This window comes from Acinetobacter sp. G18, from assembly GCF_052660225.1.
In genome coordinates, this window is record NZ_CP109658.1 from 3,336,833 (window position 1) to 3,359,848 (window position 23,016).

Annotated in this window: 17 protein-coding genes; 7 read left to right on the forward strand and 10 right to left on the reverse strand. The window is 40.7% G+C overall.

The annotated features are described in order from the left end of the window. The first annotated feature begins 17 nt into the window (after positions 1-17). Positions 18-1,037, forward strand: coding sequence for a beta-N-acetylhexosaminidase (nagZ, locus tag NE363_RS15780; RefSeq protein ID WP_445535423.1), 1,020 nt, complete (start codon positions 18-20; stop codon positions 1,035-1,037). Between the two features lie 329 nt (positions 1,038-1,366). Next, positions 1,367-2,209: a class I SAM-dependent methyltransferase gene (locus NE363_RS15785; RefSeq protein ID WP_445535424.1), complete on the forward strand. Its 843-nt coding sequence runs from the start codon at positions 1,367-1,369 to the stop codon at positions 2,207-2,209. Positions 2,210-2,261: 52 nt separating this feature from the next. Here NE363_RS15785 and NE363_RS15790 read toward each other — a convergent pair whose 3' ends face one another. Further along, a complete protein-coding gene (locus NE363_RS15790; RefSeq protein WP_445535425.1) occupies positions 2,262-3,575 on the reverse strand; it encodes an alpha/beta fold hydrolase in 1,314 nt (437 codons plus the stop codon). 299 nt (positions 3,576-3,874) lie between these two features. Here NE363_RS15790 and NE363_RS15795 point away from each other — a divergent pair, with 299 nt between their 5' ends. Then, entirely contained in the window at positions 3,875-5,140 is a 1,266-nt protein-coding gene (locus NE363_RS15795) for a glutamate-5-semialdehyde dehydrogenase (protein ID WP_039250396.1), read from the forward strand. Positions 5,141-5,253: 113 nt separating this feature from the next. Here the strand turns inward: NE363_RS15795 and NE363_RS15800 are convergent, their stop codons facing one another. The 5 genes from NE363_RS15800 to edd form a co-directional block, all read right to left on the reverse strand. Beyond that, positions 5,254-6,882: an NADP-dependent glyceraldehyde-3-phosphate dehydrogenase gene (locus tag NE363_RS15800; RefSeq protein ID WP_445535426.1), complete on the reverse strand. Its 1,629-nt coding sequence runs from the start codon at positions 6,880-6,882 to the stop codon at positions 5,254-5,256. 145 nt (positions 6,883-7,027) lie between these two features. After that, positions 7,028-7,540 (reverse strand): gluconokinase, encoded by a 513-nt coding sequence (locus NE363_RS15805; RefSeq protein WP_445535427.1) that lies wholly within the window; start codon positions 7,538-7,540, stop codon positions 7,028-7,030. A 17-nt stretch (positions 7,541-7,557) separates the two neighbouring features. Beyond that, positions 7,558-8,916 carry a GntT/GntP/DsdX family permease gene (locus tag NE363_RS15810; RefSeq protein ID WP_445535428.1) on the reverse strand — a complete coding sequence of 453 codons (1,359 nt, stop codon included), beginning with the start codon at positions 8,914-8,916 and terminating at the stop codon, positions 7,558-7,560. A 185-nt stretch (positions 8,917-9,101) separates the two neighbouring features. Continuing rightward, the gene (gene eda / locus NE363_RS15815) at positions 9,102-9,731 is read right to left on the reverse strand and encodes a bifunctional 4-hydroxy-2-oxoglutarate aldolase/2-dehydro-3-deoxy-phosphogluconate aldolase (RefSeq protein WP_445535429.1); all 630 of its coding nucleotides are present in this window, start codon (positions 9,729-9,731) and stop codon (positions 9,102-9,104) included. Between the two features lie 20 nt (positions 9,732-9,751). Next, positions 9,752-11,605, reverse strand: a complete 1,854-nt coding sequence (edd, locus tag NE363_RS15820; RefSeq protein WP_445535430.1) for a phosphogluconate dehydratase — start codon at positions 11,603-11,605, stop codon at positions 9,752-9,754. A gap of 760 nt (positions 11,606-12,365) precedes the next feature. On the opposite strand from edd, the gene NE363_RS15825 reads away from it, so the two are divergent. From NE363_RS15825 to NE363_RS15840, 4 genes are all read left to right on the forward strand, one after another. Beyond that, positions 12,366-13,568: an acetate/propionate family kinase gene (locus NE363_RS15825; RefSeq protein WP_445535431.1), complete on the forward strand. Its 1,203-nt coding sequence runs from the start codon at positions 12,366-12,368 to the stop codon at positions 13,566-13,568. Between the two features lie 35 nt (positions 13,569-13,603). Then, positions 13,604-15,748, forward strand: coding sequence for a phosphate acetyltransferase (gene pta, locus NE363_RS15830; RefSeq protein WP_445535432.1), 2,145 nt, complete (start codon positions 13,604-13,606; stop codon positions 15,746-15,748). A 226-nt stretch (positions 15,749-15,974) separates the two neighbouring features. Next, the gene (locus tag NE363_RS15835; protein WP_151794251.1) at positions 15,975-17,501 is read left to right on the forward strand and encodes a fumarate hydratase; all 1,527 of its coding nucleotides are present in this window, start codon (positions 15,975-15,977) and stop codon (positions 17,499-17,501) included. Positions 17,502-17,641: 140 nt separating this feature from the next. Further along, positions 17,642-18,196, forward strand: a complete 555-nt coding sequence (locus NE363_RS15840; RefSeq protein ID WP_004710671.1) for a DUF2059 domain-containing protein — start codon at positions 17,642-17,644, stop codon at positions 18,194-18,196. Between the two features lie 24 nt (positions 18,197-18,220). On the opposite strand, the gene NE363_RS15845 is transcribed toward NE363_RS15840, so the two are convergent. The 4 genes from NE363_RS15845 to tig all read right to left on the reverse strand — a co-directional run bounded on the left by NE363_RS15845 (position 18,221) and on the right by tig (position 22,633). Continuing rightward, on the reverse strand, positions 18,221-18,937 hold the full coding sequence (locus NE363_RS15845; RefSeq protein WP_445535433.1) for a DUF2846 domain-containing protein: 717 nt from the start codon (positions 18,935-18,937) through the stop codon (positions 18,221-18,223). A 147-nt stretch (positions 18,938-19,084) separates the two neighbouring features. Continuing rightward, the gene (clpX, locus tag NE363_RS15850) at positions 19,085-20,398 is read right to left on the reverse strand and encodes an ATP-dependent Clp protease ATP-binding subunit ClpX (RefSeq protein WP_445535434.1); all 1,314 of its coding nucleotides are present in this window, start codon (positions 20,396-20,398) and stop codon (positions 19,085-19,087) included. A 101-nt stretch (positions 20,399-20,499) separates the two neighbouring features. Next, a complete protein-coding gene (clpP, locus tag NE363_RS15855; protein WP_000289452.1) occupies positions 20,500-21,105 on the reverse strand; it encodes an ATP-dependent Clp endopeptidase proteolytic subunit ClpP in 606 nt (201 codons plus the stop codon). A 193-nt stretch (positions 21,106-21,298) separates the two neighbouring features. Further along, positions 21,299-22,633, reverse strand: a complete 1,335-nt coding sequence (gene tig, locus NE363_RS15860; protein ID WP_151863807.1) for a trigger factor — start codon at positions 22,631-22,633, stop codon at positions 21,299-21,301. Positions 22,634-23,016 lie beyond the last annotated feature (383 nt).

Below are 23,016 nucleotides of genomic sequence, written 5' to 3' on the forward strand. Positions count from 1 at the left end.
ATTCAAATGGAACCAATATGATTGGCGCGTTGATGCTGGACATTGCCGGCACAGAACTTACTAAAGAAGATATTGAACTATTACAAGCTCCGCAAGTCGGTGGCATGATTTTATTTGCACGAAATATTGAATCACCACAACAAGTCCGTGCTTTAACCGACCATATGCGCCAAGTTCGCCCAGATATTTTAATTGCTGTCGACCAAGAAGGTGGTCGAGTTCAACGTTTAAAATCTGGCTTTACTCTATTGCCAGCAATGGGTCGCTTTGGCGAACTCTATATTACTCAACCACAAAAGGCTCTTGAACTGGCAGAACAGTGTGGCTGGTTAATGGCAACAGAAGTCTTAGCTGTGGGGATCGATTTTAGTTTTGCACCAGTTTTAGACCTTAATGCAATTAGCGATGTGATTGGTGACCGTGGATTCTCTAAAAATATTGAAGATATCGCTCCGCTTGCTGGCGCATTTATGCGCGGTATGAAAAAAGCTGGAATGGCAAATACCGGCAAACACTTTCCAGGTCACGGTTCGGTCAAAGCAGACTCTCATGTCGCAGCTGCAATTGATAGCCGTAGCTATGATGAAATTTATAACCATGACATGCAAAGCTTCATTAAGCTTATGCCTGAGCTTGATGCGCTCATGCCTGCACATGTGATTTATGATCAGGTTGACCCAAATCCGGCAGGTTTCTCACCTTTCTGGATTCAAGAAGTGCTTCGTAATCGTTTGAATTTTAATGGCGTACTTTTCTCTGATGACTTAAGCATGCAGGCTGCTTGTGTAGCAGGTGGTGCAGATGCGCGTATTCAAGCAGCTCTCGCAGCTGGCTGTGATATGGGGCTGGTGTGTAATGACCGTAGTGCCGCATGTACAGCTCTTGAAGGTATTGCTCACTTAGAGCTACCAAATCAAGAACGCCTTGAACGTATGCGTGGCCAAATTCCACAAATTCAGATTGGTGAAACTTTATCGATTGGAAATGAATGGCAAGATGTCAAAACAGCCATTGAAGAGTTTAAAAATTCATTCTAAATTTAATGAGGAATTAACTAAGCACTAATCCATAATATGGATACGTGAAAGTGTCATCTACAACCTGCGTAGTTTTAAATAAGTCTTGTATTTGCAATATATTAAGATAGATGGATACAGATAACAGGTTTTGTAGATGACAATGGTTTTGCCTACTTTTGCCAAAACAAAAGTAGGTCGAACCGAAGGTTACTGCCGAAATGAAACATTTACACAGTAAAACTCTGCCGTGATGTGTGTCAGCTTAAATGACATAATTTAAATGCAAGGTCCTATAAACGCCTAGGCAATTAAGATCACACAAAAACAATAAATCGAGTTCAGGACGAATGACACAACACCTTTCAAAACACCGCCACATCTCTTTTACAGCCCACTATACCGGTTATATCTGGTATCAAATGGGGATCTCACACGAAGCACTGGCTACGAGTAAAGGCAAATCACTAGCATATTTGGTTCATCCAATAGAATCATGGGCAGAGAAATATGTGGGCGGTAGCATGCGCACGACACTCAAACAACGCCACACCATGCTTGATCATCACTTAGAACAACTCATTCAAGAAAGTCCTGATTTACAAGTTCTAGAAATAGCATGTGGCCTGTCTCCACGTGGCTGGTGGTTTAGACAGCATTACCCTTCGATTACCTATCGAGAGCTTGATTTACCCGATATGGCACAAACCAAACAAAATGCATTACAACAAATTGAAAAAAATGCACCTGAGGTTTTATCAGTCGATTTATTTACAGATACTTTTGCACAAGCCTTTGAAGTGTTTAATCCTAACCGCCCACTTGTTGTGATTAGTGAAGGTTTGATTAACTATTTTGATAAAGACTTATTAAAACAACTGATCCAGTCGATTGCTCACTACGGAAATTCTTTTAAAAAGTTCCATTACTTAACCGATCTCTACCCTGAACCCGTTAAAAATAAACTCGCCAGCATTATCTGGAACAGTAGTAAATTACTTAAACTCATGTCTCGAAGCTCTTTTAGTTTTCACTTTAAAACGCCACGTGAGGTGAAAAACTTTTTTGAAGATGCAGGATTTAGTCAGGTGAGTATTGAGCAACCACAAATATTCTTTGGGGAAATTTCTAAAGAGAGCAATGAAGAGCATTTAGGTGATTTAGTTTGGACTATTCATGCTCAATTAAAATAAAAAAATGGAAGTCTCATAATTTTGAGACTTCCATTTTATGAAAAATTAAAATTTATGCGGCTAGCTTTTGGCGAGCAATAAAACGACTTAAACGATCAGCAAGCTCAAAACTGCCATGTTTAAATAAAGCACGTATTCCTTGTTCAGTAGCTTCAAAGATTAAACATTCAATCGAGAAAGGGCCTTCTTCATCTTCTAGATGCAGAGCCAGATCCCGTGGGTGTTCATTTACAAAGTCGAGCTGTGTTACATCATCTAACTTTAAGTACATTCCAAAGAAAGTGACATCTGCAATCGTTACTGGCACTTCTGTTTTACATTCACGGTGGCTCAGTTTCGTTTTAGGTTGGAGGACTGAAATCCTTTCTTCACCTCGACGCTCCATGCTTTGCATTTGTTCGCGCGTCATTGGAATAATGCCATCCAGATTTTGGATAGATTCACCTTTTAAGAATGAAGTAAATAAACTCATGGTTTCTTTACGACGCTGGAGCTGTGGTACATGATCGGCATTCGCAATGAGTGCAAACTCCATATCAGGACATTGCAAAGCAAAGTTCGCATTTTCATGAGGCAGAGTAAAACTGTCATACTGCCCCGCTGCAACCAGTGTTTTACATTCTGGAATTGGCACATCTGTTAACCGTAGAAGACGATTACAGTTAATGTCATAACGTTCGCGCTCGGTACCTGTGAACTCAGCCATTTGCCTAAAAAAAAGTTTTTTAGCTGTCGGAGACATACGGGTTTTATCTAACTTGGCATGATTGACCAAATATAAAATGACCGCTTGCCCGAACTCTTCCATGCGATTTTCTTGCATGAGTTTGAGTGATTCTTCCAAAATCATCCGCCAACTTTTACGGGTCTTTTGCATGACACCCATTAAAATCATACGATCCATCAAATCTGGACGGTGATAGGCAAAACAAGAAGCAACGACTGAACCCAACGACATTCCCATTACAGAAACTTTTTGAATTCCAACAATATCTAACCAGCGACCTAACATTTCTGATAAATCAGGTAGTTCTAACGTTCCAGCAGAAATTCCAGTATCCCGATTGGTAATTTGTTGATTTGCGCCCATTGATGGCAAGTCAATTAGAATGACTGGACCACTTTCAAACAGTTGCTCAACACAATATTTATAAGAGTTAAAATTTTGAAAAGCGCCGCCAACAATCACGATGGGTGTTTTGTGAATAGTTTTTGGATCTGCAATCGCCATGTACTCAATTTTCCAGCCGTCAATCCATGTAGTACGAGCTGGCTGTTTAAAACTATCTCTATTGTAGATATCGAAAAACCCAAAACCGGCATAAGCTTGGTTTATCTCCGAATCCATTTGAATAATGGAATTCATATCCTTGCTTCCTCCTTGCTGTAATTTTTTTATGCTGCAAGAGTTCCTTCTTGAACATGTAATCTTTTATGCACAAATCTTTAAAATTTGTATTAGTTTGTATTGCACAATTCCATTCTAAACAATTGTCTGAAATATACGCAATCGCTGAAATGACCGCTCATCTTGTTTAAGCCGCTAATAGTTTTCAAAATATTTAAATGTTTCTTTATAGCGATCACATTTTTGAAAAAAAGCCATTCATTGTTCCGCATTTGACTGCTACTATCGTAGTCATTGGTAAATGATTAAAAACTGCTATGCAAGATTCAATTGAACAATACATGCAAAAAGTTGGGCAACAAGCACGTGAAGCTTCACGTGTATTAACAAGTGCTTCAACTTCGCTTAAAAATCATGCACTCTCTGCTATTTATACTGCTTTAGAAAATAATCAGGCAGCAATCTTAGCGGCGAATCAACTCGACATGGAAAAAGGCCGTAACAACAAGCTTGATAGTGCCTTACTTGATCGTCTTGAGCTTACGCCCGCACGCTTTAAAGGGATGTTGCAAGGTTTAAAAGATGTGATCGCGCTTGTCGATCCAATTGGGGAAATTACGGATCTTGCATATCGCCCCACAGGTATTCAAATTGGAAAAATGCGTGTGCCTCTAGGCGTAGTAGGTATGATTTACGAATCACGCCCAAACGTAACACTTGAAGCTGCATCTTTAGCAATTAAATCGGGCAATGCCATTATTTTACGTGGTGGTTCAGAAGCACTTGAGTCAAACAAAGCAATCGCAGAAGCGATTAAGCATGGTTTAAAAGTTGCTGGTTTACCTGAGCATTCAGTACAAGTGATTGAAACCTCTGACCGTGCAGCGGTTGGTCACCTCATTACCATGGCTGAATATGTAGATGTAATTGTTCCACGTGGTGGCAAAAGCCTAATTGAACGTGTAACCAATGAAGCTCGTATTCCTGTCATTAAGCATCTTGATGGTAACTGTCATGTGTTTGTAGAAGCTCAAGCAGACTTGCAAAAAGCATTACCGATTACTTTAAATGCCAAAACACATCGTTACGGCGTTTGTAATGCGATGGAAACACTGCTTGTTGATGAAAAAATTGCAGACGTTTTCTTACCACGTATTGCTGAACTGTATGCTGAAAAACAAGTCGAACTCCGTGGCTGTCCAGAAACACGTCGTATTTTGGGTGCCTCTGTAAAACCTGCGACAGAAGAAGATTGGTATACCGAATATTTAGGACCAATTCTTGCCGTTAAAGTGGTTAGTGGTATTGATGAAGCAATTGACCATATCAACAAATATGGTTCACATCACACCGATGCAATTGTGACTGAAAACTATACTTTGGCTCGTCAGTTCTTGGCTCGTGTAGATTCAAGTTCAGTCGTGATTAATGCTTCAACTCGTTTCGCTGATGGCTTTGAATATGGTTTAGGTGCTGAAATTGGTATCTCAACAGATAAAATTCATGCACGTGGTCCAGTTGGTTTAGAAGGCTTAACTTCTCAAAAATGGATTGTGTTAGGTGACGGTCAAATTCGTCAATAATCAATCTATTCTTGCAAAAAACGCCTGATTAATGTCAGGCATTTTTTATTATTCAAATTATTAGCAACTGTAAAAAACCAGCTCAAAGGCTGGTTTTTTTAATCATATGTTCATTAGAAAATAAAGTCGGTATTCACAAATTTAGAATAGTGCTCAGACACCATAGAGGCCAGCATGCCTTTACTATCATCGGTCTGTTTAGCAGCAATCATAGCGCGGATAGAGAATGCACGTAACGCATCATGCACAGACAGCGTACCTTCGGCAGAATCTTTACGGCCACCGAATGGAAATACATCTGGACCACGCTGACACTGACAGTTGATATTTACACGACAAACTTGATGTACCAGTGTATCGACTAAATGACCAATTTGCTCAGCATCGCTACCAAAAATACTCACCTGCTGACCATGGTCAGAAGTCGTAACATATTCCAGCACAGTTTCAATGTCATCATAAACAGAGACAGGCACCACTGGACCAAACTGTTCTTCGCGATAGAGTCTCATACCCTCTGTCACCGGATAAACTACGGCTGGATAAAACATGGTTTTGCAGAATTCGCCACCTTCCGGATTAACGACTTTAGCTCCTTTTGCCACGGCATCTTCAATGACTTCAGTCATATAGGTTGTACGGTGCATACCTGGCAACGGAGTAATAAATACACCCTTCTCCCAAGGCATACCCACTTTTAGTTTAGCCAGTTCAGCCGTTAAACGCTTAACAAATTCGTCAGCTATTGACCGATGTACCATCAGCATTTTGAGCGCAGTACAACGCTGACCGTTAAACGACAATGCTCCTAACAGGCACTCTTTCACTGTCAAATCCAAATCAGCATCTGGCAAAATAATGGCTGCGTTCTTTGCATCCAGTCCCAGAATCGCACGCAGACGGTGAGATTTAGGATGTTGTTTTTTCAAGTGATCGGCCACTTTACTAGAACCAATCAATGCCAATACATTAATTTTTCCAGATGCCAACAGATGTGGCACCACTAGAGAGCCTGGTGCATAAATCGTATTGATCACACCTTTAGGGAATGAATCACGGAACGCTTCCAACAGCGGTTCAAACAATAAGGTACCAAATTGAGGTGGTTTAAAAATGATGGTATTACCCATCAGCATGGCCGGAATCAAGGTAGCAAAGGTTTCGTTCAGCGGGTAGTTGTATGGTCCCATACACAACACGACACCTAGTGGAGTACGACGGATTTGACCAATCGTACCTTCAGCAATTACAAAGCGGGAGTTGGCATTATCCAGATCTTTCAGGGCATCAATCGTTTGACGCATATAGGTGACAGTACGGTCGAACTCTTTCTCGGAGTCTGCCAAGCTCTTACCAATTTCCCACATGATTAGTTTAACAATGAGGTCTCTCTGTTCCACCATACGCTGAATGAAATTTTGCATACAAGCGATGCGCTCACCCACTTTCATCATTGGCCATTCACCACGACCATTATTGTAGGCGCGTACTGCCGCTTCTAACGCTTCGTCACTTTCTTTCTCACCCATGACTGGATAACTACCAAGCTCAACTTGCTGCAAGCTACCGTCAGGCTGCTGAATCCAGATTGGAGAGAATGTCTTCTTGGTTGAACCAGCCCATAACTTCAACTCACCATCCACTAACGAGATACGCTGATGAATCTGAGATGGCAGACGTACGCTGTCAGGAATACTATCTACTGGGGGAAATTTATGTTGTAAATTATTTGAATGGTTCATTATTCTTATCTCCAATTATTTATAAATGTAAACCTAGCCCGTTATGAAGAGGTCTAGTTGGTGTAAATACCAGTACCGTTACCGGTATTCACCTTGCTTGGGCCTTAGGCTATAGAGCCATTAAAATGTGGGTTTCTAACCGAGGTTAACCGCGACACACGCTGTCAGTTACCCCTAGTTTCTGCATGACTTGTTCAATGATCTGTTCTGGTGTGAGCGCAATATCAATAGCAATTGCTTCATTCACATCAGGTTCTTCTAGTGTATCTAGCTGAGTTTGTAACAATGAAGGATCAAAGAAATGACCCGATCGCTCAGCAAGTCGTTGCTGCAACAACTCATAAGAACCTTTTAAGTATACAAACTTAATGTTCTGGTCATGACCACGTAGAATATCGCGATAGACTCGTTTTAGTGAAGAACAAGTAAATACAGCCGTTTCACCTGCTTGTTGTTTTTCTTCAATTGCCTGACGAATAGCTTGTAACCACGGCAAACGGTCTTCATCAGTTAAAGGAATGCCTTGGCTCATCTTGCTTTTATTTGCAGCCGAATGAAGCGTATCGCCATCGAGGAACTCACAAGCCAAACGCTCTGATAACAACTCACCGATTAGGGTTTTACCTGTTCCACAGACACCCATTGCAATCACAATCATGGATTACTCACCTTTAATTATAAAATAGTGCTAAGCAGTAGCGTGAAAGATAAACCCAACACCGAAATGATCGTTTCTAATACTGACCAAGTTTTGAGTGTCTGCCCTACTGTCATACCAAAATATTCTTTGATTAGCCAAAATCCTGCGTCATTTACATGTGAGAACACCAATGAACCCGAGCCCGTCGCAAGGACTAAGAGTTCCGGCCTAACAGCAACGCCAGCCGTAGCTGCAATTGGAGCAACAATGCTACAAGCGGTAGCCATAGCAACCGTTGCAGAACCCGTAGCCAAACGAATCAATGCTGCGACAAACCAGCCCAATAATAATGGCGATAAATTTGCCTTTAAGGCTGTAGATACAATCTCATCAGAAATACCGGTGTCACGCAAAATGCCACCAAAACCGCCACCTGCACCTACAATCAACATAATCCCCGCAATAGAAGCTAAACAGCCGCCACAGAATTTTTCAATTTGCTCACGGTTAAAGCCCTGCATCGTACCAAAGGTAATAAAGCTGACCAGTACGGCAATAAGCAATGCGATATCAGAAGTACCAATGAAACGTAGTACATCATTTGTGAAAGTTTTTGGTGCAAAGAACAGATCAGCCCAACTTCCGATTAACATGAGTACAACAGGTAACATAATCGTAAATAAGGTAATCCCAAAGCTTGGTAGCTCACGAGTCTTAGTCGTATCCGCATCAACAAACTGCTTTGCTAACTGGTTATTTTCAGGCAATTTGACGTATTTATTAATCCAGAGTGCGTACAAAGGCCCAGCCACAACAGCTGTTGGAACACCCACGATTAAACTGTAAGCAATCGTTTTACCAATATCAGCATGATATGCCTGCACTGCCAGCAAAGCTGCTGGATGTGGCGGAATTAAACCATGTACAACCGACAAACCAGCAACCATCGGCAAGCCAACAACCAGTAAGGACTTGCCTGTCCGTTTAGCAATGTTGAACGCAATTGGAATGAGTAGAACAAAACCGACTTCGAAAAATACGGGAAGACCAACAATAAGGGCAATAAACATCATGGCCCAATGAATATTTTTCTCACCAAACCATTTAATTAAAGTAATTGCTATTCGTTCAGCACCACCTGACTCGGCCATCATTTTGCCGAGCATCGTTCCGAGTGCGATTACAATCGCAAGGTGGCCCAAGGTTTTACCAGTACCAGCTTCATATGACTTAACAATATCGCCCATTGGCATGCCAACAGCTAAAGCTAAACCGAGTGAAACAATGATAAGAACTAAAAAGGGATAAATTCTGAACTTCGCGATCATAACAACCAATGCAATAATCGCGATTACAGTGTAGATCAGCAACATGCCACCCTGAACCGTCTCCATGGGACACTTCTCCTTGGAATTATTATTTAGGCACACTGCCTAAACAAAGGTCTTCAACCACAGTAATTCCTACTGTTAAGACATTAATTTTTTATATTTAGGTGTGACCAGCACAAACTGGTCACATCAATACAGCCTTTAAAGCACATAGAATGCACTTCATTTTTTATAAATATTGACTACATTTACAATGCTCTCAACTGACTCGCAATTTGAGCTAAACGTGTAATTTCAGCCCAGTCTTGTGCAGCAACAGCAGCTTTAGGCGTCAACCATGAACCACCCACACAAACTACGTTAGGTTGCTTCAAGAAATCTGGTGCTGACTCTGCTGTAATTCCACCGGTCGGGCAAAAACGCAAGTTTGGAAATGGGCCATAAAATGCTTTGAGCATCTCGACTCCACCTGCTTGCTGAGCTGGGAAAAACTTCACAATTTCATAACCCAACTCAATCGCCTGAATCAGATCACTTGGTGTCATGACTCCTGGTAATAAAGGTAAGCCAGCATCTTGCGCAGCCAAATGTAAGTCTTTGGTCAAACCAGGAGATACACCAAACTTAGCGCCTGCTTTTTTAGCTTGAGCACAATGCTCAGGCTTGGTAATTGTTCCCACACCCACCACAATGTCGTCTGCCAACTGAGACGCTCGCTCAATAGCCACCAAACCAGCAGCAGTACGTAAAGTAATTTCCAGTACCTTTACACCGCCAGCATGCAACGCACGTGATACATGTTCACCTTGTTCGGCAGAGTCAAAAGCCAACACGGGAATTACTGGGCCTAATTTGACCACATCTTCAATCTTGCTCATTACTTTGTAATTCCTTTGTCTCAAATATGCGCTTGTGGCTCTTCACCAACAAGTGAACCAAACACAGATGCACCATGTTCAGCAGGCGCTGCTGCTGCACGGAATACACCAAATAATTCACGGCCGAAACCGACTTCGTTTTCTGCCTGATGTTCTGGTTGTGCAACAGGGCGTGACTGCCAAGTTTGTTCATCTAACTCAATATCGAGTACACCAGCTTCAGCATCAATAACCAACGTATCTCCGGTTTGGACTTTAGCAATCGGCCCATTTAGTAAGGCTTCTGGAGATAAGTGAATCACCGCAGGAACTTTGCCTGAAGCACCAGACATACGTCCATCAGTAACTAAGGCAACATGGAAACCTTGATCTTGTAAAACACCCAACACAGGCGTCAAACGATGTAACTCAGGCATACCATTCGCACGAGCACCTTGGAAACGAACGACCGCAATAAAGTCTCGGTGTAATTCGCCACGATCAAACGCTGCTTGTACCGCTTCTTGAGAGTCAAACACAATTGCTGGAGCTTTAACTTTACGGTGCTCTGGCGCAACAGCAGAAATCTTGATAACACCACGACCAAGACGACCTTGCATTAAACGCAAGCCACCATCTGGCTGAAACGGCGCATCAATGCTACGTAAAACTTTGTCATCAAGACTTTGAACCACACCGTCAACCCAAGTGAGCTTACCGTCAATCAATTTCGGTTCTTTGGTGTAGTGCTGTAAACCCTTACCAGCGACTGTTGTTACATCGTTATGCAACAAACCTGCCTCAAGTAAGTTACGAATAAGGAATGCCACCCCACCCGCTGCTTGGAAATGGTTTACATCGGCCTTACCATTTGGATAGATTTTTGCGAGCAATGGAACAACAGCAGACAATTCATCAAAGTCATCCCAGTCAATTAAGATGCCAGCCGCACGTGCAATCGCAATCAGATGTAACGTATGGTTGGTTGAACCGCCTGTAGCCAGTAAAGCCACAATGCCGTTTATAATTGCTTTTTCATCAATCACATGACCGATTGGTGTGTAGTTGCTTCGCTCAGCAGTTAAGTCAAGTACACGCTTAGCCGCTTCGGCAGTGAGAGCATCACGTAATGGCGTATGAGGGTGAACAAATGCAGCGCTTGGCAAATGTAAACCCATGACTTCCATCAGCATTTGGTTACTATTAGCAGTACCATAGAAGGTACATGTGCCTTGACCATGATAGGCAGCTGATTCAGCTTCAAGTAAGGCATCGCGGCCCACTTGACCAGTCGCAAATTGTTGACGAATTTTGGCTTTATCATCATTTGATAAACCGCTACTCATTGGACCCGCAGGCACAAAAATAGTTGGCAGATAACCAAACTGTAAAGCACCAATCAGTAAGCCCGGCACAATTTTATCGCACACCCCGAGACACAATGCGGCATCGAACATATTATGAGAAAGTGCAATTGCTGTACTCATCGCAATTGTTTCACGTGAAAACAATGACAATTCCATACCGGCATTACCTTGAGTAATGCCGTCACACATTGCCGGCACACCACCAGCAAACTGAGCAACACCACCATTTTCACGGGCAGCTGTTTTTATAATGTCTGGGAAGGTTTTATAAGGGGCATGTGCTGAAAGCATTTCATTATATGAAGACACAATGCCAATATTTGGTTCACGGCCAACTTTAATAATTAATTTTTCATTATCTTCCATGCTGGCAAAACCATGCGCGAGATTGGCACATGAAAGTGCTCCACGAGCAGGAAATTTACCTTGGGCATGTTCAATGCGTTGTAAATATGCAGAACGAGTTTTTTGGCTACGCGCGATTACACGCTCGGTAACTTTTGCCAATATTGGGTTCGGCAAGTCCATGCTGGACGCTCCTGTACAACCGGATAAGCCGGAAAAACAAAATAGACCAAACGATATATTTAACGATCATTTGGTAGAAGGATGAATAATATTATTAAGGCAAAAAGCGACATGCAAGTCCTTATAACTCCGAGCAATACTCTAGGCCTTAGCATTAAAGACAAATAATGTTTAAGTTTTAAACAAGAAAATGATTTTATTTTTGACTATATTTACGGGTAAATTAAACATTAATAACTATGAGAAATTTCTCATAATATCAAAGCAATAAAATATCTTTATAAATGGGTGAGCACTGACTTTTTTATACTTAGTTTGATATTAAAAATGTTTATAATTTATCCTTTTCATCCTATATATAAACTATTAAAACTTAATTTCAATTACGTATATTATTTGTAATACTCCCCTCTAGTTTGATTAAAATGACAGCACTTATTTTTTCTTAAAAAATTTATACCAATTAGTTGAAAATTACATTGATTCAAAATTTACTTTTCATAAATATATACAAAAAACTGTTTAATTCTTCTACAAAAAAACAATAAATACAGTGGTTAAGCTTTATACTGAACAAATATTAGTTATAAAAAATTTGATGGTCGATAGTGCTTAAGTCTAATGGCCTAAAGTCTATCTTGGACAGAAAAACAACACATGTTAAAACATCACAACCTGCTCTTAATGCATGTTGCAATTAATGCCTTTTGATCAGGAAGTTAGGAAAACTATTTTTAAATCAGGACTTGGGTATTTCAACGTGGCTACATCAGTATTAGTTATTAATTGCGGTTCTTCATCTATTAAATACGCGCTGGTTTCAGACCGTCGTGAAGATCGTATTTATGGTTTAGCAGAAAACTTAGGGGCGGCTGATGCTCGTATTAAAGGAATTACAGTCGGTGGAGAACCACTAGAGCTTTCAATTCCCTATGCTGATCACGCCAAAGCTTTAGAAACTTTACTTGCACGTCTTGCAAACTATAAACCTCAAGCAATCGGTCACCGTGTCGTACATGGTGGAAGCCTCACCAAAGCTGAATTACTTACTCCTGAAATTATAGAACGTATTCGTGCAGCTACTCCTCTTGCACCGCTTCATAACCCAGCCCACTTAATCGGGATTGAAGCAACGATGCGCCTATTTCCTGAATTACCTCAAGTTGCCGTATTTGACACTGCATTCCACCAAACCATGCCTGCGCATGCATACCGTTATGCAATCCCTAAATTTTTATATACAGACCATAACGTCCGCCGTTATGGCTTTCACGGCACAAGCCATGCTTATGTGTCTGACCGAGGCAGTGAACTGGCTGGTAATTTCCAAAAAGGTGGTTGGTTAACAGCGCATTTGGGCAATGGTAGTTCGACTTGTGCAGTATGGAACGGACAAAGTGTTGATACTTCTATGGGGCTTACTCCGCTTGAAGGTGTTGTAATGGGTACCCGTAGTGGTGATGTCGACCCAAGCTTACATAGTTTCCTTGCAAAAAACCTTGGTTGGGACTTGGCGAAAATCGATAAAGTTTTGAATAACGAAAGTGGCTTACTTGGCTTATCACAACTTTCTAACGATATGCGTACAGTGATTGAAGCCTCTGAAAATGGCAATGAAGATGCGCGTCTTGCAATTGAAGTATTTAGCTACCGCCTTGCAAAATCACTTGCTGCACTAAGCTGTGGTTTACCGAGCATTGATGGCTTGATCTTCACAGGTGGTATTGGTGAGAACTCAGCTTATATTCGTGAAAAGACTTTAGCTTATTTACCTCACTTTGGTTTACAGATCGATAAAGACCAGAACAACAATTTAAAACGTGGTACAGAAGGCCGTATTGATAGCGGTACAGGCCCACAAATTTGGGTCATTCCAACCGATGAAGAAGGCCGTATTGCTAAAGAAACTCGTCAGGTTGTAGACGTTGCACAAAATACGTCTCCTGAAATTAGCCTTGCTTAATTACAGAAGTCAAAGAACGTTATTTATAGGTTTATATGAATACAATTTTATTAATTCCTACAGGTGAAGGGGTTGGTTTAACCTCTGCCTGCTTAGGTATGATTTATGCACTTGATTGTAATGGGATTAAAGCAGGCTTTTTAAAACCGTTTTCTCAGGTAGATCAAGAAACTTTAGACCGAACTACATCTTTATTTGGTCATTTATTTCAAGGTAAAACTGTTCAATCCATTTCTCATGAAAAGTTAACCCAACGCATCGCGTCAGGTGAAGTCGATGAACTCCTTGAAGAAGCAGTAAGTCTTCATCGCAGTATTGCAGCAGACAATAATGTGATTATTGTTGAAGGCTTATTGCCAAATGGGCAAGACCATTTTGCGAGTGAGCTTAATGCAAGCCTTGCCCAAGCTCTCGATGCAGAAGTAGTTTTAGTGAGCACGGCTGACATTCAAAACCCACGTAAAACAGCCGAGAAAGTTGAAGCTCACTTACGTCAATTTGGTGGTGCAACTTCTAACCGAACAGCAGGTGTACTCTTCATGCGTACACGCGGCTTATCTGAAGAAACAGCTCAGATTCCTGTCGCATTCGACCCATCGCTGCGTCCAACTGCAGACATCGCAAAATTTACGACAGAACTGCAAAAATACAATCGCTACTTTGGATCGAACGATTTACCAATTATTGGTTTAGTTCCATTTAGTAATACACTAAGCGTACCTAGAACTTTAGACATCGCGAACGTGATTGATGGTCAATGGGTCCATCAAGGCGAAGCAAAAACGCGTCGTATTTTGCACTCAAGTTTAATTGCCTCAAGCATTGAATATGAATTGAATAAATTCATTGCTGGCGAACTGATTATTAGTGCGTCTGAACGTACCGACGTTTTACTTGCAGGTAGCTTGGCAACCAGTAACGGTATTCCATTGGCAGGCTTGGTACTGACCGAACGTGAAGCACCTGCCCCTGAGCTTTTAGAGTTTTGCCAAAGCGCTATCAAACAAGGCTTACCAATTTTACATACCCGTTTAAACACACTGGAAACGGCACAGCGCTTATCCGATTTTGGTAATGAAATTCCAATCGATGATACTGAACGTGCCGAGCAAGTGACTCGTTTTGTTTCAAGTCATATCGATGTCGAATGGCTTAAACAGCACAGTAATAACGGTGCAACTCCACGCCTTTCTCCTTCTGCATTCCGTCATGAGTTAGTGCAAAAATCAATTGCAGCTAAAAAACGAATTGTGCTTCCAGAAGGCGATGAGCCACGTACTATTGAAGCAGCTGCTATTTGTCAGGCTCGTGGTATTGCACATTGTATTTTGCTAGCAAAACCAGATGCAGTTCAAGACGTTGCAAAAGCACGCGGGATTGAACTACCAGCTGACTTAGAAATTATTGATCCGGACAGCATTCGCAATCAATATGTTTCACCAATGGTTGAACTCCGCAAAGGCAAACTCAATGAGTTACAAGCCAAAGATCAATTACAAGACACCGTAGTTCTTGGCACCATGATGCTGGCGCTAGATCATGTAGATGGTTTGGTTTCTGGTGCAGTTCACACAACCGCGAACACCGTACGCCCTGCTTTCCAGCTCATTAAAACCGCACCTTCTTACTCACTGGTTTCATCCATATTCTTTATGCTTTTACCAGATGAAGTTTATGTTTACGGTGATTGTGCAATTAACCCAGACCCTACAGCCGACCAGCTTGCTGAAATTGCGATTCAGTCTGCTGACTCTGCAAAAGCGTTTGGAATTGACCCACGTATTGCCATGATCAGCTATTCGACTGGTACGTCTGGCACTGGTGCTGATGTTGAGAAAGTACAGCAAGCAACTCAAATTGCACAGCAACGCCGCCCTGATTTACTGATTGATGGCCCACTCCAATACGATGCAGCTTCTGTTGAAAGTGTAGGACGCCAAAAGGCACCAGACTCACGCGTAGCTGGTCGTGCCAATGTATTTATTTTCCCAGACTTAAATACAGGTAATACGACCTATAAAGCAGTACAACGTGCAGCAAATGTAGTCAGCGTTGGACCAATGCTGCAAGGCCTAAACAAGCCAGTCAATGACTTGTCTCGTGGTGCTTTAGTAGATGACATTGTCTTTACTATTGCCTTAACAGCAATTCAGGCTGAACAACAAGCTGCTGCCAAATAATTAATATCATTTAATCTTTTCTACCTCTCGCCATTTGATGTCCGCTCAAATGGCTTTTTTTATTCTCAAATAACTGCCTTAGCTGTTGGTTATTCTTAGTTTTAAATCACTTAGTATTGGTCTTATTCGACTTTCGGTCAAAAGATCAACCAATCCCCCACAAGATTGTGTTTTTGTCATATAATTTAGCCCGCTAGCTAACAGCCCGCTCAAGAGATTTTCTGGTATGACAACGATTATCAAACAAGATGACTTGATTACATCAATCAAGGACGCCCTACAGTTTATTTCGTACTATCACCCGCAAGACTTTATCCAAGCGATGAGCCGTGCTTATGATCGCGAAGAAAACAAAGCTGCAAAGGATGCAATTGCACAGATTTTAATTAACTCTCGCATGTGTGCGGAAGGTCATCGTCCAATTTGCCAAGATACTGGTATTGTTAACGTTTTCCTTGAAGTGGGCTTAGATGTTAAATTCGATTTAACAATGAGCTTAGACGATGCGGTAAACGAAGGTGTTCGCCAAGGTTACCTTGAAAACAGCAACGTTCTTCGTGCATCTGTACTTGCTGACCCTGCATTTGGTCGTAAAAATACAAAAGACAACACCCCTGCTGTTATTCACTACAAACTCGTACCGGGTAACAAAGTAGATATTACTGTTGCTGCTAAAGGTGGCGGTTCAGAAAACAAATCTAAACTTGCAATGCTTAACCCATCTGACTCGATTGTTGACTGGGTACTTAAAACTGTTCCGACTATGGGTGCAGGCTGGTGTCCTCCTGGTATGCTCGGTATCGGTATTGGTGGTACTGCTGAAAAAGCCATGATGCTTGCGAAAGAAGCACTCATGGAAGAAATCAACATGGACGAATTACTTCGCCGTGGACCAGAGAACAAAATCGAAGAACTTCGTATCGAAATCTTTGAAAAAGTAAATGCTCTTGGTATTGGTGCTCAAGGTCTTGGCGGTTTAACCACTGTTCTTGATATTAAAATCAAAGATTACCCATGTCACGCTGCGGGCAAACCAGTCGGTATGATTCCGAACTGTGCTGCAACTCGTCATGCTCACTTCCAGCTTGATGGTTCAGGCGTAGCTCATATTCAAGCACCGAAACTTGAAGACTACCCATCTGTAACTTGGGACTCTTCACAGTCTAAACGTGTAAACCTTGATACCATTACTCAAGAAGAAATGGATTCTTGGAAACCGGGTGACACATTACTTCTTAGCGGTACAATGTACACAGGTCGTGATGCGGCACACAAACGTATGGTTGAAATGATCGACAACGGTGAAGAATTACCAGTTGATCTTAAAGGTAAATTTATTTACTACGTTGGCCCTGTTGATCCTGTGGGTGATGAAGTCGTTGGTCCTGCTGGTCCTACAACTGCAACACGTATGGACAAATTCACACGTAAAGTACTCGAGCATACTGGTCTATTCGGTATGATTGGTAAAGCTGACCGTGGTCCAACAGCAATTGAAGCGATCAAAGACAACAAAGCAACTTACCTTATGGCAGTTGGTGGTGCGGCTTACCTCGTATCTAAAGCTGTTCGTGAAGCTGAAGTTGTTGCCTTCGCTGACTTAGGTATGGAAGCAATCTACAAATTCGTAGTTGAAGATATGCCTGTATCTGTAGCAGTTGATGTAAACGGTACTTCAATTCACGCAGTAGCTCCAAAAATCTGGCAAGCAAAAATTGGAAAAATTCCAGTAATCGATGCTGCAGCAGGCTAATCAAGAAAAGCACCGAATTCGGTGCTTTTTTTATGCCTTATAATTTTTTTGGAAATTGAAAAGAATTGTAACAATTAGTTCGCCAATCTATGTTATTAATAAATACACCCACCCGCAATAAACTGCATATAGGTCATTTCATGACTATCCGCCCTATTCTTAAAAATCTCTCAATCAGCCTCTGCTTAAGCTGTATTACGACAAGCTTATTTGCTTCTCCTGCCAAATTAAGTTCAGTAAAAGAGCTCATGCAAATGAGCCAAATTGATTATTTGCTTAAAGAATCAATTAATGAATTAACGCCTTATTATGATCAACAAGCTGAACAGATCATTACTAATATTACGGGCATCAAAACTTTAGGCCCGAAAGAAAAAGAGGCAGCGAAAAAGTTAGGCTTACTGTTAAAAGATTCGAGCAATCAGCTCATTAGTAGCCCCAAAACTACGCAAGCTTTACAAGATATTTATTTAAAGACATATACCGAAGAAGAAGTTCAGGCAAATCTGAAATTTTTGAAAACCCCAGAGGGCCAATCGATTACGCGTAAAAACGTACAGATTATGGGGCAAATTTCAGAATATATGATGGAGCTGGGTCAACAAACCTTTAATGACCCTAAAGCACGTGATCACATGCAAGAAGAGATGCTTAAAATTATTGCACCATTGATGAAAGATAAAGAAAAGTCTTAACTTTTCTTTATCCTTTGTAGGCCATTACCACGTTAAAGGATTCCACAAATTAAATGGTTTAATCAGATGCACATCTGATTTTTCATCATATTTGGCTGGTTTTAGCTCTTGCGGTTTATGTCGAATCTTTCCTGAAGCATCTTCAGCAACAAAATTGTAGCTAGAAGATTTAAGCTCCGTAAAAGCAATCTCTCTACGTCCGATATTGTCTTGCATTAACATAAATGGGCCAGTGTGTTCACCGCGGTCCATTTTGTTTTCTTCATCGTATTTTAAATAATAAGATGTTCCTGCATCGACCGTAATATCAATATATTTTGGCTCTTGAAAATGAATACCTAATAAAGGCCGACTTGCAGAAATACGATAACTTCCTGCTGGCAGTTCAATCCAGTAATAATGGTTATGCAATAAGCTTGGAATTCGTTTGCCATTTACAAATAAATTAATTGCTGCAATTTCCTGACGGTTCCATTTGGTATCTGGCCGATAGAGATAGACTACTGCTGCATGTTCATTTTGCGGTTTAATCGGTACAAATGTCTGACCTAGTTTCTGGTTCACCCATCCACCCATGCTAAAACCACCCACATGGTATTGATCAAATACACCGGGTGCTTTATCTACATCAACTTTAGGTAAAGTCGCAGTCAGCTCACCTGAATTTTTTGCTAAGTGTGATGAACTTTGGCAACCCACAAGTAATGCGGTACAACTTAATGAAATAATTAAATAACGCATGACATCCCTCAAAGCGTTTTCTTTTGATTTTTCTATATCGCAAAACTATGCGTATTTTGTTTTTTTAGATTAACACCACCTACATGAATTGAAAACAAAAAAAGCATGAATCACTCACGCGATTCATGCTTTTTAGATGAATGAAATCTAAGCAGACTTCGAATCAATTACTTTTAAATCTGCCTTAGCAATACTTTCATGAGTTACTGCTTCTTTAGGCTGGCGTTCTGGCTTGTAAACAGGTTCAGCTTCACCATTAATGACTGCTTCATTAATGAAAACTGTTCCGACATCTGTACGACTTGGTAAGTCATACATTGTTTCAAGTAAAACATTTTCCAAAATCGAACGTAGACCACGAGCTCCAGTATTACGCTCAAGCGCTCGCTTAGCAACTGCACGTAAAGCTGAATCTTCAAATACAAGGTCCACATTTTCCATGTTGAACAAGTATTGATATTGGCGAGTTAATGCATTTTTTGGTTCTGTCAAAATTTGCATTAATGCTTCTTCATCAAGCTCTTCTAGCGTTGCAATAACTGGTAAACGACCAATAAATTCTGGGATCAAACCAAATTTCACTAAGTCAGTTGGCTCAACTTGACGGAACAGTTCAGCAATTTTCTTGCTTTCATCTTTTTTCTTCACGTCAGCTGTAAAGCCAATTCCGCCTTTCTCTTGGCGTTGTTGTACAATTTTTTCCAGTCCAGCAAATGCACCACCACAAATAAATAAGATATTTGAGGTATCAATTTGAATGAACTCTTGCTGCGGATGTTTACGTCCACCTTGTGGTGGAATTGAAGCTACAGTACCTTCAATCATCTTAAGCAATGCTTGTTGTACACCTTCACCAGAAACGTCACGAGTAATCGACGGATTTTCCGATTTACGTGTAATCTTGTCGATTTCATCGATATAGATAATGCCCTTTTGAGCTTTTTCTACGTCGTAGTCTGCTTTTTGCAAAAGCTTTTGTACAATATTTTCAACGTCTTCGCCGACATAACCCGCTTCAGTTAAAGTAGTCGCATCTGCCATAGCAAACGGAACATCTAACAAACGAGCCAATGTTTGAGCAAGTAATGTTTTACCTGAACCGGTAGGTCCAATCAGTAGAATGTTACTTTTAGCAATTTCCACATCTTTAGACACATGACCAGATTGCCCGACTTTCAAACGCTTATAATGGTTATAAACGGCAACAGATAATGTCTTTTTGGCAAGATCCTGACCAATCACATATTGATCAAGCGCAGCACGTATTTCATGTGGTTTTGGCAATGCCTTGCTCGCCCAGTCACCTGCTTCAACCTGTTGGCTGGTTTGTACAAGGTCTAAGCAGACATCTACACACTCATTACAAATATATGCGTCCTCGCCCGCAATCAGTTTCCCGACTTCAGACTGCGTTTTACCGCAAAATGAACAATGTTTTTGTCCTTGAGGATGTTCGGACATATTCTCTCCACAAATAGAATCTTAAATATGAGGGCAAGCGATAGGGTTAAATGACTATATGGAGGCGTTTTCTAACAACTCAAGCCACTTAAAAACTCCCCTTATGGACGCTTACTTAATACCTGATCGACTAAACCATATTCTTTTGCTGCTTGTGCAGTCATAAAGTTATCACGATCGGTATCACGAGCAATCGTGTCATAGTCTTGACCACTGTGTTCTGCCATCAAACGATTCAAGCGTTCTTTAATAAATAGAATTTCACGTGCGTGAATTTCAATGTCTGATGCCTGACCACGGAATCCACCTAATGGTTGGTGAATCATTACACGAGCATTTTCAAGGCAATAGCGTTTACCTTTAGCACCAGCATTTAATAAGAATGCGCCCATAGATGCAGCCTGCCCCATACAGTATGTCACTACATCAGGTTTGATAAATTGCATCGTGTCATAAATCGCCATACCAGCAGTGACTGAACCACCTGGCGAGTTAATATAAAGATGGATATCTTTATCTGGGTTTTCAGCTTCTAAGAACAACATTTGAGCAACAATCAAATTTGCCATGTTGTCTTCAACTTCACCAGTTAGAAAAATGACGCGCTCACGTAAAAGTCGTGAATAAATATCAAAAGAACGTTCGCCGCGAGAAGATTGTTCAACCACAACAGGAACTAAAGCATTTTCAATTGTTGGAACATACATACGTTATTTATTCCTAAATTTTTTGTGACTTAACCTATGGCAACAATATGCGGGATAATTTCTCAAATTGCAAAAGGTTCGCACTGAAATATTATATTATTTATACCTAAGTACTTAACGACGTACTCAAATTAACCACATACCTAAAAATGAAAAAGGCGCCTAAAGCGCCTTTTCCTGACTTCTCAAAAGATTAGCCCATACGGCGAGCTTGTTGTTCTTTCAACAAGTCTTCGTAAGATACTGCTTTGTCAGTCACTTTAGCAGCAGCTAAGATGTGATCAACAACTTGATCTTCTAATACAACAGCTTCGATTTGAGCACGTTGTTGAGCATCATTTTTGAAGTATTCGATCACTTCAGTTGGATCTTCATAAGAAGAAGCCATGTCGTCGATGTAAGCATCAACACGTGATTGGTCAACTTCAAGTTTAGCATCAGCTAAAACTTTGCTTACTAATACGCCAAGTTTAACAGAACGCTCTGCTTGTTCTTTGAACAATTCGTCAGGAAGCATGCTCTTGTCAAAAGATTGAGCACCAGCGCCACCAAATTGTTGAGTGAACTGTTGAACCATTTGTTGACGTTGACGGTCAATTTCTTGAGCAACCATTGCAGCTGGAACTTCAACTTCGTTCGCAGCAACAAGAGCATCAAATGCAGCTTGTTTAACTTGGTTACGTAAACCATTGCGAACTTCACGTTCCATGTTTTTACGAACGTCAGCTTTTAATTTTTCAACGCCTTCTTCTTCAGTAACACCGAAGATTTTTAAGAATTCAGCATCAATCTCTGGAAGTTTAGGTTTTTCAACTTGCTTCACAGTAATTTTGAATTGAGCTGCTTTACCAGCTAAGTTTTCAGCTTGGTAATCTTCAGGGAAAGTTACATCAATTACTTTCTCTTCACCAGCTTTCATGCCAATGATGCCGTCTTCGAAGCCAGGAATCATACGACCTGAACCTAACACAAGTTTAAAGTCTTCAGCAGAACCGCCTTCGAACTTCTCACCGTCGATAGAACCTTCGAAGTCAAAAGTCACTTGCATGTCTTTTTTCGCCATACCCTTGGTCACAGCCCAAGTTTGACGTTGTTTTTGCAAGTTTTCGATCATAGTGTCAACGTCAGCATCTTTAATTTCAGCTGTTTTACGTTCAACTTCTAAGCCGTCAAATGCTTTTACTTCAACTTCAGGATAAACTTCTACAGTTGCTTCAAAAACTAAAGCATCTTCTTTATGTTCAACTTTCTCAATGTTCGGCATACCTACCGCATTGATTTTTTCTTGTTGAATTGCTTCGAATACGCTGTCACGAATGATGTCATTCACAACTTCTTGATAAATACTTGCACCGTATTCGCGACGAACAACGTTTGCAGGTACTTTGCCCGGACGGAAGCCGTTGATCTTCACAGTTTTGGCAGTGCGCTTCAAACGAGCTTCAAATTGCTCGTTAATACGGCTCGTCGGTACAGAAACATTTAAACGACGGGCAACGCCCGAAACCGCTTCAGTCGTTACTTGCATGGCTTCCTCGATAAAAATTAGTTAGTAGGAACAGTTTTTAAAAAAGTGCTGTATTATATGACAACTTTCAAGATATACAAAATTAACCGATCAGATCAGTAAATTGAAGGCCGTTTTTCCAGTAAATTTCACAATAATTTTATGATTTTTTAATTTTTTTTAATTCAACCTTAAGCGAAAGTAATTTTTTAGCTATGCTTCATAAATCTAAAATTACAATTAATTTATCAATAATTATCGCTTTTCATAAAAATTAATAATAATTAATTAATTAGCAATTTTTAGCGACAAAATCCGATTAAATCTTTCATATTTTCTTCACAATCCTATCGGCAAATCCAATTAACACAAACTGTACATATAAATAAGAATTATTATTATTC